Here is a 14,420-nt window from a genome sequence, read left to right as displayed (position 1 = left end):
AAATTCCCCTCCTTTAGTCGAATTAATTACGTAATGGCTTGCCTTTCGTCAGCATATGCTGCATTCGCTGTTGCGTTTTCGGTTCTCCAACTAGACTTAAAAATGCTTCCCGCTCTAGATCCAATAAATATTGCTCATCCACTTTTGAACCTTTAGCTACACGCCCACCTGCTAGCACAAAAGCTAATTTTTCAGCAATCTTAAGATCGTGTTCTGAAATATAGCCTCCGAACTGCATTGTCTTCGCTCCTAGAAGCATTGTTCCGTATCCAGTTTCACCTACAACAGGAATTTTCTCTCGTTTAGGAGGCTGATAACCTTGATTAGCTAAATGAAGTGCTTTATGCTTCGCATCGTGCAATAAATGGTCTCCATTGATACTAATGCCATCCTCTGGTCTGATGAAGCCAAGTTGTTCAGCTTCTTGGGCGCTTGTTCCCACTTTAGCCATAGCAATTGTTTCGAAAACTTGGTTGGCAATTGCCTGGTGATCAAGTTGTGCGCCTTCTGGAAGACGTTCGATTTGACGAAGGTAAAGCTCTTTGTTTCCACCTCCACCAGGGATCAAACCTACACCAACTTCTACAAGACCCATATACGTTTCCATAGAAGCTTGAATACTAGCAGATGGCAGACAAATTTCTGTTCCTCCACCAAGTGTCATTGCAAACGGTGCTGCCACAACAGGTTTTGATGAATAGCGAATCTTCGCCATGGAATTCTGGAATTGTCGAACGACGAGGTCGATCTCAGGGAAGTTCATATCTTGCGCTTCCATTAAGATCATCATCAAGTTCGCCCCAACACAGAAGTTTTTCCCTTGGTTATTGATCACAAGTCCTTTGTAATTTTTGTCTACTTCATCTACAGACTTATTAATCATTTGCATAACATCAAGTCCGATGGAATTATTTGGAGAAGTGAACTCAAGACATGCAATATCGTCTCCTAAATCGATAAGAGATGCACCCGTATTTTTCATAATAACCTTGTCATTTTCTTTCAAGGATTTTATATGAATGACTTTAGGGTTCAGATTCGCTTTCTTATATTCACCTTGGTGATAATAGTCGTCAAAGTCTTTGTAGAAACTTGTGAAACCTTTTTCCAACATTTCTTCTACCCAAGTAGGAACGGTTTCTCCTTCTTCTTTCATTCGCTGGACAGATTTTTCAACCCCAATGGCATCCCATGTTTCAAATGGACCTAATTCCCATCCGAAGCCCCACTTCATAGCTTGGTCGATATCCCGGATAGAATCTGACACTTCATAACACTTTTCAGCAGCGTATAACAGAGTCGGTTTCAAAACATTCCATACAAGTTCTCCTGCACGATCATCAGCATATATAAGCGCTTTCAATTTTGCTGATTTTCCTTTGGCCTGTTTGCTCTGCTGAACCGATGGGGCTTTTAATTTCTTACGCTCAACATACTCCATCGTATTGAAATCTAACTCGAGAATTTCACTGCCTTTTTCGCCTTTTTTCTTATAATAGAATCCTTTGCCCGTTTTACTTCCGAGCATTTTATTTTCAGCCATCTCTTTCATGAAAGCGGGAGGATCAAATACTTGTTTCTCATCGCCTTCCACTTGATCGTAAACATTTTTAGCAACATGTAGGAACGTGTCTAACCCGACCACATCAAGAGTTCTGAAAGTAGCGCTCTTCGGTCTTCCTAATGCAGGGCCTGTGACAGAATCTACTTCACCGACGGAATATCCTCGTTCAACCATTTCACGAACAGTGACAAGTAAGCCGTAAGTACCTATTCGGTTCGCAATAAAGTTTGGCGTATCTTTCGCCTCTACAACGCCCTTACCAAGGGTATCTTCGCCAAATTGACGCATAAACTTAAATACTTCTTCTGACGTATCTTTTGTAGGGATAATCTCTAACAATTTTAAATATCTGGGTGGATTGAAAAAGTGTGTTCCAAGGAAATGTGTCCTGAAATCTTCAGATCTTCCTTCAGCCATCGCTTCAATAGAAATACCTGAAGTGTTTGAACTAACAATCGATCCAGGCTTTCTGTATTCATCTACTCGAGCAAATACTTTCTTTTTAATATCGAGGTTCTCTACAACGACCTCCACTACCCAATCTACTTCAGATAGGCGTTTCATATCGTCTTCCATATTTCCAGCTTCAATTAGATCTACATTATCCTTTTTAGCAAGAGGTGCAGGTTTTTGCTTTTTTAATTTTTGGATGGATTCTGCAGCCATTCGGTTTCTTACAGCCTTATCTTCAAGAGTAAGCCCTTTTTTCTTTTCACCCTCTGTCAGTTCTCTAGGAACAATATCCAGTAATAGTGTCGGAATACCGATATTTGCTAGATGAGCCGCAATTCCAGAACCCATAATTCCTGAGCCTAAAACAGCAACTTTACTGATTTTCTTAGTCATGAAGTACCTCCTTCTCCCTATTTGAATGAATACTCATTCATTTTTTGAGCAAAAAATTTTTGCGCGATTTTTGTCACGAAATATCTACATCTATTACTATATTAAATTTTTACCATTTTAGCAATAGTATTGACAGAAAATTTTATTTTTTTTATTATTTCACCCTCGATTTTTTTTCTAAAGCTTTAAACATTCTTCGTTCATGAATGACGCATAGATTTCGGCTAATGGCTAAAACTATTAGCGAAGGTTTTTTTGCAACAAATAATTTAAAAGGAGGGATGCTTTGTGCAACAACAACCGATGAATCAAGGTCAGCCTATGTCACAACCGCCAAATGTCATTACTAACAAGGATCATCTTTATATTAATGATATGCTTTCGTGGAATCTTTTGGCCATGAAAAAAGCCCATGCATTTGCTGAACAATGTTCGGACCAGGATATATCACAAGCTTTGGATCAGGCCGGAAAAATGCATTACGCACATTATCAGAAACTGCTTCAACATCTGCAAACTGCAGGACAACAAGGAACATCTACTCTTCAATAAATGTATGAAAGGAGAAATGCTAAATGGATCAACAAAATCAGCAGCAAAACCAATCGACCATCGCAAATCCAAAAACACAAGTGCCAGAAACACCGCAAATGTCTGACCGGGATTACCTTAACGATATGCTAGCTACGGAAAAATATATGACTAGTTCATATTCAACAGCTTTAAATGAAGCCAGCCATCAAGCCCTTTATCAAGATGTTCAAGGGATATGCAATGAATCTCAGCAATGTCAACGTGATTTGTTTAACCTGATGTTTGAAAAAGGCTGGTACAGCTTTGAAGCATGTGATGCTCAAAAAATAAATCAATCTTATCAACAATTTCAAGGTTACACGAATCAGTTTCCATACTCATAATAACTACTTAGCTGGGGTCTTCCCCAGTTTTTTCTTGTTTTTAAGTAGACTATTTCCGGCTTGTTTAGTCAAAACTAATCTCATGAACTACTCTAACTATATTGTCCTCATTGCAGGTATAAGTGTGATCATAGAATGGCTGTATTATATGAAAAGAAAAGATAATCGAAAGGAGCGTTCGAAGATAAACAAGAGGCAACAAATATTTGTTGTAATAGCATTTATTCTTTCTCTTTTCTTATGCTACTTGCTGAAAGGTCTAGATCCCACAGCGGTTAAAACAGTGGACATGGTCGGCTTGCTTTTTATCACTCATGGTACTCTGATAAGAGGGTGGACTTATCATCTAATTAAGGCTAACAGGAGAGAAGGATCCCTTTCTTCTCAAGGATTTCCTCTATTGAGCCATGGTCCTTATCGCTTCCATCGGCACCCTTTCCATGTAGGAATTTTTCTGACCGTCGTAGGGTGCGGATTCATCATTAGCCACCATTGGTTGGCCTTTCCTTTAATATTCATTTTACTAGGAAGTGCTCTACATCCAGTCATGAAAGAAGAAGAACTTCAATTACAAATAAAATACGGTGAAATATACCCGTATTGGTGCAAACGACGCTTTCGTCTCCTGCCATTTGTGTACTAGTTAAAAGCGTGCACACTCAATAGGGCGTGCTCTCTGCTTTTTGAGGCGGTACTTTCTTGATTTGTGGCATTCACTCTGCTTTTTGTAGCGCTACCTCTGATTTAATAAAAAAAGCTGACTCTCCATTTAAGTAGAGAGTCAGCTTCATTTATTATGAACTTCTTCTTAAAAATCCGGTATACTTGCGATCAATTAGTTGACTTTCAATCCGTTTCATCGTGTCTAAGGCAACACCCACAACAATGAGTAATCCTGTCCCTCCTATTTGAACACTCGGAGGCAATCCAGCAAACTGAGCGGCTATAAGCGGTAAGCATGCAACAGTGGCTAAAAATAGAGCACCCACAAACGTTAATCGATACAACACTTTCGTAATGTATTGTTCCGTTGTTTTCCCTGGGCGAATCCCCGGGATAAATCCGTTTTGCTTCCGGAGATTATCAGCCATTTGCTCTGGATTCATCTGAACAAAGGTGTAGAAATAAGCAAAGCCGATAATAAGAATGGCATAGACAGTCATTCCAAGTGGGTTTGTATAATCAAACGTCTGGACAACCCAACGCCCAACTGTACTTCCTTCACCAAAGAAATTCGCAACCGTCGGCGGAAAGATGAATAAAGACATAGCGAAGATGACTGGGATCACCCCGGCAGTATTTACTTTCAAAGGAATATGTGACGACTGTCCTCCAGCCGGTCTCCCTCCAGATGCCATTTTCTTAGCATATTGAATAGGTACTTTACGCACAGCTTGTTGCACAAAAATAACCCCTATAACAATAAGCAAAATAGCTAATAAAATCAGAATGACTGTAGCAATATTGAGAAACAACTGATCTCCAGCATCAGCCAAATACAAGCTATAAAGTTGGTTGACACCGTTTGGGATTCCTGCAGCGATCCCTGCAAAAATCATGATCGAAATCCCGTTTCCGACTCCTTTAGCGGTAATTTGTTCACCAAGCCAAAGAAGAAAAGCAGTTCCTGCCGTTAATACAAGGGCTATAGTGAAATAGGTCATAACTGATGGATTTGGAACTAACCCCGGCATGATATTATTAAATCCAAAGGACATCCCTAAGGCTTGTACGAAAGCAATACCAATCGTTCCATAGCGAGTGACTTGTGCTAACTTTTTACGGCCCGATTCTCCTTCTTTGGCCCATTCAGCAAACTTTGGGACTACATCCATCCGTAAAAGCTGAACAATGATAGAAGCGGTGATATAAGGCATAATCCCTGTGGCGAAAATGGAGAAGTTTTCTAATGCCCCTCCCCCGAAGGTGTTTAAAAATCCAAGAGCAGCCATTCCATCGAAGTTCAATGCTTCCGCGTTGACCCCTGGTGCAGGAATGTGAGCCCCAATTCTAAAAACAATTAATAATGATAGCGTAAACAAAATTTTATTGCGTAAATCTCCGACTTGAAAAATATTCTTGATAGTCCGAAACATGAAAAGCACCTCTAATCTTCCCGAATTATGTAAAAATCTATACAACTACTGCCTTTATAGAATACCACATAATTCCGTTAATGTTAGAAAATTTTTTCAATTTGACAAAAAAAGTGGTTTAAAAAAGCATTCTCCTGGTATAGGGGAATGCTTCTTCGTTTTATTATTATTGAAAAGCCTTTTTAAATGCAGCTTATGACTGAAAATCCGTCAAACTATTGGTGCCGATAAAAAATGTTAGGGACTACTTCAACCATATCATCTGTTTCTGCTACCTTTAACGGCTGTAACGATCTTCATTATCACTTATTTAAGATGCAGAAATGTTATTTACAGCCTGGATCTGATCCCAATCGGTATCCTCTCCGCAAACAGGGTAGATCCAAACAGAATCATTCAGGGCTGTCATCACTTCTTTCACATCGGTTTCTTTTCCTTTGACCAGGAGCGCTTCCCTGCCATCTCGCTTTTTAATATTTGTGAGAGAGGTGACCGTGTTTTGATTTTCCAGTTGCAAGGCTAACTGTTTGCCTGTTACAAGCCAAGCGTCCGTTTTTGATTCAATTTGAGCGCCGAAGTTGGTTCGTACATTTTGTATGTTCAACCTTGTTTGTTCAAACTCTATTCCTGACAGTGGCGTTTCCTCGCTCGTATCTGTCCAATGGTTAATTAAATCTTCTATTACTGCACTTGCTGTTGGGAACTTCCCAGCACCCGCACCTTGAAATAGAAGAGAACCTACAATGCTTCCTTTTACATGAATCCCATTATTTACTCCTTCAACGCCATAAAGCGAATGTCCGCTTAGAACTAATTTAGGACGAACAGTCGCCTCTATCTTTGTCTCATCTCTCTCTATGGAAGCAACATGTTTGATTCTCCCATTAAATTCACTAGCTAACAAAAGGTCACGAACATCAATCCCTCTGATTCCTGATGGCTTATCAGTAAGCCAGGTCGGAGAGGTACCGAATATCCAGTGACTTAAAATCACCGTTTTGAAGTAGGCATCCCATCCATCTATATCTTTATCAGGAATAGCCTCTGCATATCCTTTTTCTTGTGCTTCTTTTAATGCTCGGTTAAATGCCGCACCTTCATCCCGCATTTTCGTTAAAATAAAATTAGAGGTTCCATTAACGATCCCTTCAATTTTCTCAATGTCATTCGTTTTCAATGTGTGGCGGATACTTGTCAAAATTGGAATTCCTCCTGCGACTGCCGCTTCGAAAAACAACCGACATTGATTTTCAGCTGCCAATTGAAGCAATTCCTCTCCATGATTGGCCATCAATTCTTTATTTGCAGTCACTACAGTAGTTCCATTTTTCAATAGAGTTTTGACATAGGGATAAGCTGTATAAGAATCCGGCGATGCCTCAATTACTGCGTCTAAATCTGACCTAGAACTTAGTTGATCGAATTGGTCGATCACTTCTGTTTCCTCTGGAACGTCTCTTGTCTTATGTAAGTTTTTCACAAGAACTACGGGAACCACGAAATCCCCATTGATCAACTGGTTTATTTTCGTCCGTTTGTTCAAAAGCGTTTCATATACCCCACTGCCCACTGTTCCAAATCCAATAATTCCTACTTTTTTAATCATTTATATTCTCCTCTCGCTAATTATTTGCTAAATCTTTCATTCACTCACAGACAATGAATCACATAGATGGACGAACCTTAACTAAACCAAAAACTCCCCTGCATAGAATGCAAGGGAGCGGTAGTAGTATGAATGGTTGTGGATAGTCAATCATCTCGTCCTCATCTCCCAAAGCATCCATTGTAATGAATCCTTTGCAGGAATTAGCACCTTGCGAAAAAGAATGTTTCTCTTCTTCACGGGTTGCCGGGTTTCATAGGGCCAGTCCCTCCACCACTCATGATAAGTGAAAATTATTAAGTTTTTAGAAGTGTAGCATAAAAGTGATTTTTTTGTCAAATCACTTCCTCAATTTTAACATGAACAAAATCGTTTGTTTAGTTTGCTTTTAAAAAACTATCTATGTGTCTCTATTTCGCTTACTTTCAACCTATTCTAAACCGTCGTCAGTTACCGCACCTTTGGCTGATGATCCAACTAGCTTGGTGTATTTAGCAAGAATACCTCGCTTGTATTTCAAAGCAGGTTGCTTCCATTCCGCTTTTCTGCGAGCCAGTTCCTCCTCACTTACATGCATATTGATTTCTTGCGTACCACTATCGATTGTCACTTTATCTCCGTTTTGAAGTAAGCCGATTGGCCCTCCAACAAATGCTTCTGGAGCAACGTGGCCAATAACAAATCCATGAGATCCACCTGAGAATCGACCATCCGTCATGAGAGCCACTTTTCCATTAAGTCCTTGACCAACAATCATTGCCGTAATGGAAAGCATTTCTGGCATCCCTGGTCCACCTTTTGGACCGACATGACGAACAACCAAAACATCTCCTTCAACAATTTCTCTCGCTTCAATTGCCACCGTTGCTTCCGCTTCGCTATCGTACACTTTAGCAACGCCTTCAAAACGACTGATTTTCTGTCCAGACATTTTAGCAACGGCACCTTCTGGAGCAAGATTTCCTCGTAATACCACTAGAGGACCGTTTGGCTTGATTGGTTCATCAAATGGTTTGATGATGACTTGTCCTTCTTTTAAGGATGGCACTTCTGCTAAGTTTTCGGCAATCGTTTTACCTGTCACCGTTATGCAGTCCCCGTGCAACAATCCTTGTTCATGAAGAAGTTTCATGACAGCAGGAACGCCACCTACTTCGAATAGATCTTGCATGACATACTTCCCGCTTGGCTTTAAATCAGCTAAGTGTGGAACATCTTGACGAACTCGTTCAAAATCGTCAAGGCTTAAATCCACTTCCGCTGAATGTGCCATGGCTAATAAGTGAAGAAATGCGTTCGTAGATCCACCAAGCGCCATGACGACCGTAATCGCATTTTCAAAAGCTTCTTTTGTCATGATGTCACGAGGACGAATATCTTTTTCAAGAAGTCGAACGACTAAATCACCTGCTTGACGACATTCTTGATTTTTATAATCATCAATCGCTGGTGTTGATGAGGAACCTGGAATACTCATTCCAAGGGCTTCCACAGCAGCTGCCATCGTGTTCGCTGTGTACATTCCACCGCATGCTCCAGCTCCAGGACAAGCAGAGCACTCTACTTTATGAAGTTGCTCATCATCAATGGTTCCTTGTTGATGCTGTCCAACCGCTTCAAAGGAAGATACGATATCAATGTCTCGTCCATCTAACTTCCCTGGTTGAATCGTTCCTCCGTATACATAAACGGAAGGCACGTTTAATCGTCCCATAGAAATTAGACATCCTGGTGTTGTTTTATCACAAGCACCGATTGCAACCATTCCATCAAGGGCTTCCCCACCCATTACTGTCTCAATGGAGTCCGCAATGACTTCACGACTGGGTAACGAATAGTTCATACCTTCATGGCCCATTGCAATACCGTCTGCAACCATGATCGTATTGAAAATCATCGGGGCGCCTCCGCCGTCCGTCGCTCCACTTTTCGCTTGACGTGCTAACTCATCAATATGTACATTACATGGCGTAACCTCGCTCCATGTGCTCGCAATACCGATCATCGGTTTCTTAAAATCTTCATCAGTAAAACCAACAGCTCGAAGCATCGAGCGGTTTGGCATCCTGTTCACGCCTTCACTTATTACTTTACTGTTAATTCGCAAATCTTTTTTCTCATCCATTATGTTCATCCTTTCTCTCACAGTTACTTATTTCATTTCTCTATACATTTCCGGAAAAATAAAAGTTATAATTCCTATCATAACGATTTTAGCACATCAACGCAATGAGTTTTCTGAAAACATTATTTTTTCAGATACAGGATCGCTCCTTATATAATTACTAGACTCAAGCATCTAGCGACTAGCAAGTTTCCTGTTTTTTCATATATAATGGCCTTGAGATGAAAGGAGAATGTATATGACTGAAGCTGTATTAAAATACTTAGAAGAGAACCGTGAGTCACTGCTCGGAAAATTGGAAGAATTTTTATCGATCCCTAGTGTCAGCACAGATGGCGCTCACAAACAGGACGTCTTAAAAGCGGGCACGTTTGTCGCTAATTATTTAAAGGAGATTGGATTTCAATCTGTTGAGATAATCGAAACTGGGGGTCATCCTCTTGTTTATGGAGAATGGCTTGAAGCAAAAGACGCTCCTACTGCTTTGTTCTACGGTCACTATGACGTTCAACCGGCTGATCCATATGAACTTTGGGATAGTGAACCATTCGAGCCAACAGTCCGTAATGGCAAACTCTTTGCACGAGGAGCAAGCGACGATAAAGGTCAAGTGTTTATGCACCTTGCTGTTTGTGAAGCCTATATGAAGACTGAAGGACGCCTTCCTGTAAACGTGAAAGTCTGTATTGAAGGAGAAGAAGAAATCGGCAGTGAAAATCTCGTTCCTTTTTTAAAGAATCATAAAGATAAACTAGCAGCTGACTTCGCGCTCATTTCAGATTCTGGTATGGTCGCCAAAGGACAACCTACCATGCTTTACGGACTAAAAGGGTTTACCGGATTAGAAGTAACTGTGAAAGGACCTAATCGTGACCTTCATTCCGGCTTATACGGAGGAGCTGTGAAGAACCCGGCTATGGCTTTAAGCCACATCCTAGCCTCGTTAAAAAATGACCAGGAAGTCGTCACTGTCCCTGGATTTTATGATGATGTTGAAGCATTACCAGCCGAAGAGAGACAACTTATGAACGAAGCTCCCGGCGAAAACTATCCTGAATCAGTGGGGATTCCTCAAACGTCATCAGAACAAGGCTATACTGTAAACGAGCATATCATGGCTCGTCCTACGTTGGAGATCAATGGGATGTACAGCGGTTATCAAGGGGAAGGAACGAAAACGATCATTCCATCGACCGCTACCGCTAAAATCACTTGCCGCTTAGTACCAGGGCAAGACCCACAGACGATCCAAGACAAAATCGTTGATTACATTGAAAGTCACGTTCCCGATGGAGTCGAAGTATCAGTGAAGAGAGAAGCATTATCAGCTAAAGCATATAAAGTAGATCCCGATCATCCACTACTGCAAAAAGCTGCAGATCAGTTATCTGAAGCCTTTGGAAAAGAAACTGTTTTTGTGCGTCTTGGTGGTTCTATACCTGTCGTTGAATCGATTGATCAATTATTCAACATTCCCGTTGTGCTTCTTGGATTTGGGACCCCCGAAGACAACCTGCACTCTCCAAACGAAAGCTTTCCTCTTGATCACTTCCATAAAGGAATGGAAGTGCTCGTGAATTATTATCATGACGTCGCTCAAGTGAAATAATTAGTAAAATGCTGCCGGCCTAAGCGATATGCTTAGGCCGATTTCTATTCTTGTTTATGTAGCTAAGCCACGGCGAATCAAATTGGCTGAAACAGGCTTCTTACCCAGTTCTCTTGCCCAAATAGATAACTGACCAATATGATGAATTTCGTGGGCTATCACATGCCTCATGACTTCTCCATACGTAAATTCATAGAATTTTTTTGACTCTAGTTCCGATGTCCATGCTTCAACAAATTCATTTACGTCACAATGGCATTGCTCTGATAATTGAATGATCTCATCCAAAGTTTGATAATTTTTGTAGTCATAGTGATATTCAGGCTTTCCATTAAGTCCGTTAATCCAGCTTTGTTCTGCATCTATAATGTGGACGAGCGTATGCAAAATACTTCCTACCCCACCTGTCCGAGGCTTGGCTAATTCCTCATGAGATAATTGATTGCACCATTGAAACCATTCCTCACGAACTTGCCAATTGTATTTAAATAACATTTCCATCCTATCGACTCCTCTCGAAAAGGTTCTCCTGACTTATTCTACAGTAAGCTGGTAAAACCTTCTTCAAATATGGAACGGGGTGGATAGCCATACATATAAGAGCGAGAGGAGAGTGTTGTTAGAAGTCGAACTATCTCAACTTATCATTGCACAAACATCCTTTTTTCTCATATCTATCTGTTAGTTAAATCATGATCACCTTTTTTCATTAACGGCAACGTTATAGTGATAGTTGTCCCTTTTCCCACGTTACTCTTTACATCAAACTTTCCTTTTAAATCATCAATCATTTTAAAGCATACCATCGTGCCTAACCCGGTCCCTTGGTCTTTTGTCGTATAAAAGGGAGTTCCAAGCCTCGAGATTTCATCTTCGTTCATTCCTCTACCTGAATCACGTATATCTATTTCTACGTTTTGACCCATCTCTCTAGCACCGATCGTCACATGTCCTTTTCCTTCGATCGCTTCAATACCATTTTTAATCATGTTTAGAAACACTTGTCCAACGTCGCTTCTATTGCCATAAATATAATAAGATCGATCTAATTGGTTGGCAATAATCACATCATTTAATACAGCGTAAGGTTCAATCACTTTCACAGTGTTCGCTAAGATCTCCCTGACGTCTATTGGTTCTTGCTGTTTCGATTCGGACCTAGCCAATGTTAAGTAGTCACTGATAATTTTCTCTGCCCGTACTAGCTCTGAATCCATTAATTCAAGAGAACTTTTTTGCTTGTCCGTTAAGTTCTCGTCATTTCTAAATAATTGCGTGAATCCTTTTACTACCGTAAGTGGATTGCGAATTTCATGCGCTACAGCCGCAGCCATCTCTCCTACAAGTTTTATTTTCTCAATTTTTTGCAAGCGGATTTTATTTTCCTCTTTTTCCTTCAAGGCCTCAATAATAAACACTACGAGCAAAATCGTCACTAAATGAGTAAGTAAAAAATACGGAAACAGTTCAGGTAAGCCGTGTCTGCTATAATCTCCTATTAATAAAAACGCAGCGAGCAAGATTGTAAAATTATTGATCAGTGTAAGGAAAGCACTTATTATCAACCGTTTATTTAAGTCTCCAGCATTAAACCGTTTTAAAAAAATAAGAATAACCGCTCCGGAAAGAAAATAAGAGATGAGGACAATGAGTAAACCTTCGTCGAAGCCAATGAACATCCTATATCCAAATAAGACCACCGTTGATAACAAGCCAATTCTCACGCCACCATATAAAAAAGCCAAAAGCCAAGGGATCGTTCTCATGTCAAATATGTACCCAGGGGTTAACTCAAGGGGATAACTCATAAAAAATACGATCCCACTTATGCAAAACACGGCGATGATAGCAGAATCTTTCTTGAAATAGTCTCGCTTAAAGAAGAATGCAAAATAAATGAACACTGGAACCAATACAACTAATAAAGAAAATAAATAATTATCAAAGCTAAACATAGTACCAGTCCTCTGCATCTGATGTCTTTTTATTTTAGCATAGGATCAGCTTCTTTATGCTGTGTTGGAGGGATTTAAAGTTATGAAATTAAAATTATATCAAAAAAGAGCTGTGGCCTCTCTTTTTGTGGAATAGTTATTTGATGCACATACTAGGACTATAGAAGTCATGATAGCGACCGTTTTTTACCTTATCAATATGACTCATTAATAACGCCTATAACTGAAACATTGGCTTTAACAGTCACTTATAAAATAATTTATTCTTTACATCACTGTACGGAATATGATTAAATAAAGTTAAATCGAAATCATTACGTTTTAAACGTAAGAAGCGTGGAGGAACTTACATGAATCAACAACGTTACGAATTTGTTAGAAGCAGATGTATTAAACAGTTACCACCCCTTGAACGCCGGCTGTTTCAATTCGTAGAAAAAAAAGAACTGATTCTGGCAGACCAGGCTCATACCGAAGATCATTTTGTTAAACTTCTACAAGAACACTCCCCTATCTTTGAAGCGGCAGAGAAGTTTGTTATGGATGCTGCCGAAGTGTATGAGAAAGTGCAAGAAATTGAAAAGTGGCTGGATGATGAAATTCCTAAAAAGCTTCGACAGCTAAAGTTGATTGATTTCACAGATATGATGCAGTTACACGGGAGAAGTTCTGGAGATAGAGAAATGAAGTGCTTCTACCTTTCCGACGAATCATAAAAGAGTTATAGGTGATCCATGATTTCTAAGATCATTTTCTATATTTTGAATCCAGACGTCCCCCTCGTCTGGATTTTTTATATGTATCAGAGAGCTCGCCCCATCAAATAAATGGTTAAAAACCTTTGAGAAGGCTAAATATATGATCAAGGAGGGATAAGCATGAGTAACAAAAAAGAAGAACATTCTATTCATGAACATCATCCTCATCAGCACAATATAGCTTGTGGCCACACGAAAATTCGCCATGAAGACCACATTGATTACGTTCATAATGGTCACTTACATCACGAACATAATGGCCATTGGGATGAGTGTAAAATTCCTGTTAATGAGACTAATCCGGATCACTGTCATGAAATTAGTTGTGGCTGTAATCACGAAGAAGATTGCGGGCATGAAATGGTCCCTCATGGAGATCACATGGACTACTTAGTAAATGGACGACTCCATCATGTCCATGGGGATCATTGCGATGATCACGGGCCTGTAGAATTAGTTAACGTAAAATAGCTTGTAATATGAACGAAGTCCCCAATCAGCATATTTTTGCCGTTTGGGGACTTTTATTAAAATAAAAAAACCACCATAACAGTATGTATGGTGGAGACGGTGGGAATCGAACCCACGTCCAGGGGTAACGCATCATAAGCTTCTACGAGTGTAGTCAGTTTATTGGAATTTCGCCGTCACTTCAGCCAACAGACAGGCTTCTGTGAGGCTAACCTGATTAATCTCTTCCTATTGTCCTCAGGTGGAGAACTCCAGGCGTATCCCACTAGAGTGAGTCCCTGATCCTAACACATGGGCGATGTAGGGAGGAACCGCTAACAGGGTTGTTACGCCGCTGCTAAAGCGAAATCGTTATCTTGTTTGCCAACTATAGGCGATGGGCGTTTTATACGAGGACACCCAGCTCGACTCGCCACTTAAGCACGACCTACCCCTGTCGAATCCAGAACGTCCCCATGTAAGTGAGAACGATA

General features: G+C 40.3%; 12 protein-coding genes, 1 other RNA gene and 1 riboswitch. Of the genes, 6 read left to right on the top strand and 7 right to left on the bottom strand.

Annotation, left to right across the window (positions count from 1 at the left end; genetic code table 11):
* Positions 1-22: 22 nt before the first annotated feature.
* Positions 23-2,410: a 3-hydroxyacyl-CoA dehydrogenase/enoyl-CoA hydratase family protein gene (locus CR194_RS14725; RefSeq protein WP_110610434.1), complete on the bottom strand. Its 2,388-nt coding sequence runs from the start codon at positions 2,408-2,410 to the stop codon at positions 23-25.
* A 303-nt stretch (positions 2,411-2,713) separates the two neighbouring features.
* On the opposite strand from CR194_RS14725, the gene CR194_RS14720 reads away from it, so the two are divergent.
* The 3 genes from CR194_RS14720 (at position 2,714) to CR194_RS14710 (ending at position 3,970) form a co-directional block, all read left to right on the top strand.
* Positions 2,714-2,962, top strand: coding sequence for a hypothetical protein (locus CR194_RS14720; RefSeq protein WP_110610524.1), 249 nt, complete (start codon positions 2,714-2,716; stop codon positions 2,960-2,962).
* Positions 2,963-2,985: 23 nt separating this feature from the next.
* Positions 2,986-3,327 carry a spore coat protein gene (locus CR194_RS14715; protein ID WP_110610433.1) on the top strand — a complete coding sequence of 114 codons (342 nt, stop codon included), beginning with the start codon at positions 2,986-2,988 and terminating at the stop codon, positions 3,325-3,327.
* 82 nt (positions 3,328-3,409) lie between these two features.
* The gene (locus tag CR194_RS14710; RefSeq protein WP_146035963.1) at positions 3,410-3,970 is read left to right on the top strand and encodes a methyltransferase family protein; all 561 of its coding nucleotides are present in this window, start codon (positions 3,410-3,412) and stop codon (positions 3,968-3,970) included.
* A 151-nt stretch (positions 3,971-4,121) separates the two neighbouring features.
* Here the strand turns inward: CR194_RS14710 and secY are convergent, their stop codons facing one another.
* The 3 genes from secY to ilvD form a co-directional block, all read right to left on the bottom strand.
* Positions 4,122-5,423 carry a preprotein translocase subunit SecY gene (gene secY / locus CR194_RS14705; RefSeq protein WP_110610431.1) on the bottom strand — a complete coding sequence of 434 codons (1,302 nt, stop codon included), beginning with the start codon at positions 5,421-5,423 and terminating at the stop codon, positions 4,122-4,124.
* A gap of 310 nt (positions 5,424-5,733) precedes the next feature.
* Positions 5,734-7,029, bottom strand: coding sequence for a homoserine dehydrogenase (locus CR194_RS14700; RefSeq protein ID WP_110610430.1), 1,296 nt, complete (start codon positions 7,027-7,029; stop codon positions 5,734-5,736).
* Between the two features lie 158 nt (positions 7,030-7,187).
* Positions 7,188-7,318: riboswitch (SAM riboswitch) on the bottom strand.
* Between the two features lie 141 nt (positions 7,319-7,459).
* Entirely contained in the window at positions 7,460-9,154 is a 1,695-nt protein-coding gene (gene ilvD / locus CR194_RS14695) for a dihydroxy-acid dehydratase (protein ID WP_110610429.1), read from the bottom strand.
* A gap of 238 nt (positions 9,155-9,392) precedes the next feature.
* Between ilvD and CR194_RS14690 the strand changes: the two genes are divergently transcribed.
* The gene (locus CR194_RS14690; protein ID WP_110610428.1) at positions 9,393-10,763 is read left to right on the top strand and encodes a dipeptidase; all 1,371 of its coding nucleotides are present in this window, start codon (positions 9,393-9,395) and stop codon (positions 10,761-10,763) included.
* A gap of 54 nt (positions 10,764-10,817) precedes the next feature.
* Here the strand turns inward: CR194_RS14690 and CR194_RS14685 are convergent, their stop codons facing one another.
* The gene (locus tag CR194_RS14685) at positions 10,818-11,264 is read right to left on the bottom strand and encodes a DinB family protein (protein WP_110610427.1); all 447 of its coding nucleotides are present in this window, start codon (positions 11,262-11,264) and stop codon (positions 10,818-10,820) included.
* 173 nt (positions 11,265-11,437) lie between these two features.
* Positions 11,438-12,736 carry a sensor histidine kinase gene (locus CR194_RS14680; protein ID WP_110610426.1) on the bottom strand — a complete coding sequence of 433 codons (1,299 nt, stop codon included), beginning with the start codon at positions 12,734-12,736 and terminating at the stop codon, positions 11,438-11,440.
* A 332-nt stretch (positions 12,737-13,068) separates the two neighbouring features.
* On the opposite strand from CR194_RS14680, the gene CR194_RS14675 reads away from it, so the two are divergent.
* Positions 13,069-13,434, top strand: coding sequence for a hypothetical protein (locus CR194_RS14675; protein ID WP_110610425.1), 366 nt, complete (start codon positions 13,069-13,071; stop codon positions 13,432-13,434).
* Between the two features lie 162 nt (positions 13,435-13,596).
* Positions 13,597-13,947: a hypothetical protein gene (locus tag CR194_RS14665; protein ID WP_110610423.1), complete on the top strand. Its 351-nt coding sequence runs from the start codon at positions 13,597-13,599 to the stop codon at positions 13,945-13,947.
* Between the two features lie 88 nt (positions 13,948-14,035).
* Here CR194_RS14665 and ssrA read toward each other — a convergent pair.
* Positions 14,036-14,402: a transfer-messenger RNA gene (gene ssrA / locus CR194_RS14660) on the bottom strand.
* Between the last annotated feature and the right edge of the window lie 18 nt (positions 14,403-14,420).

Origin of the sequence: Salipaludibacillus keqinensis (genome assembly GCF_003226325.1) — a bacterium.
GTDB lineage: Bacteria > Bacillota > Bacilli > Bacillales > Salisediminibacteriaceae > Salipaludibacillus > Salipaludibacillus keqinensis.
The sequence above is the reverse complement of the archived record's forward strand: the minus strand, read 5'-3'. Positions and strand labels throughout refer to the sequence as shown.

Coding starts and splice junctions, on each gene's coding strand:
- CR194_RS14725 (WP_110610434.1), bottom strand. CDS start 2,410: ATGACTAAGAAAATCAGTAAAGTTGCTGTTTTAGGCTCAGGAATTATG.
- CR194_RS14720 (WP_110610524.1), top strand. CDS start 2,714: ATGAATCAAGGTCAGCCTATGTCACAACCGCCAAATGTCATTACTAAC.
- CR194_RS14715 (WP_110610433.1), top strand. CDS start 2,986: ATGGATCAACAAAATCAGCAGCAAAACCAATCGACCATCGCAAATCCA.
- CR194_RS14710 (WP_146035963.1), top strand. CDS start 3,410: ATGAACTACTCTAACTATATTGTCCTCATTGCAGGTATAAGTGTGATC.
- secY (WP_110610431.1), bottom strand. CDS start 5,423: ATGTTTCGGACTATCAAGAATATTTTTCAAGTCGGAGATTTACGCAAT.
- CR194_RS14700 (WP_110610430.1), bottom strand. CDS start 7,029: ATGATTAAAAAAGTAGGAATTATTGGATTTGGAACAGTGGGCAGTGGG.
- ilvD (WP_110610429.1), bottom strand. CDS start 9,154: ATGGATGAGAAAAAAGATTTGCGAATTAACAGTAAAGTAATAAGTGAA.
- CR194_RS14690 (WP_110610428.1), top strand. CDS start 9,393: ATGACTGAAGCTGTATTAAAATACTTAGAAGAGAACCGTGAGTCACTG.
- CR194_RS14685 (WP_110610427.1), bottom strand. CDS start 11,264: ATGGAAATGTTATTTAAATACAATTGGCAAGTTCGTGAGGAATGGTTT.
- CR194_RS14680 (WP_110610426.1), bottom strand. CDS start 12,736: ATGCAGAGGACTGGTACTATGTTTAGCTTTGATAATTATTTATTTTCT.
- CR194_RS14675 (WP_110610425.1), top strand. CDS start 13,069: ATGAATCAACAACGTTACGAATTTGTTAGAAGCAGATGTATTAAACAG.
- CR194_RS14665 (WP_110610423.1), top strand. CDS start 13,597: ATGAGTAACAAAAAAGAAGAACATTCTATTCATGAACATCATCCTCAT.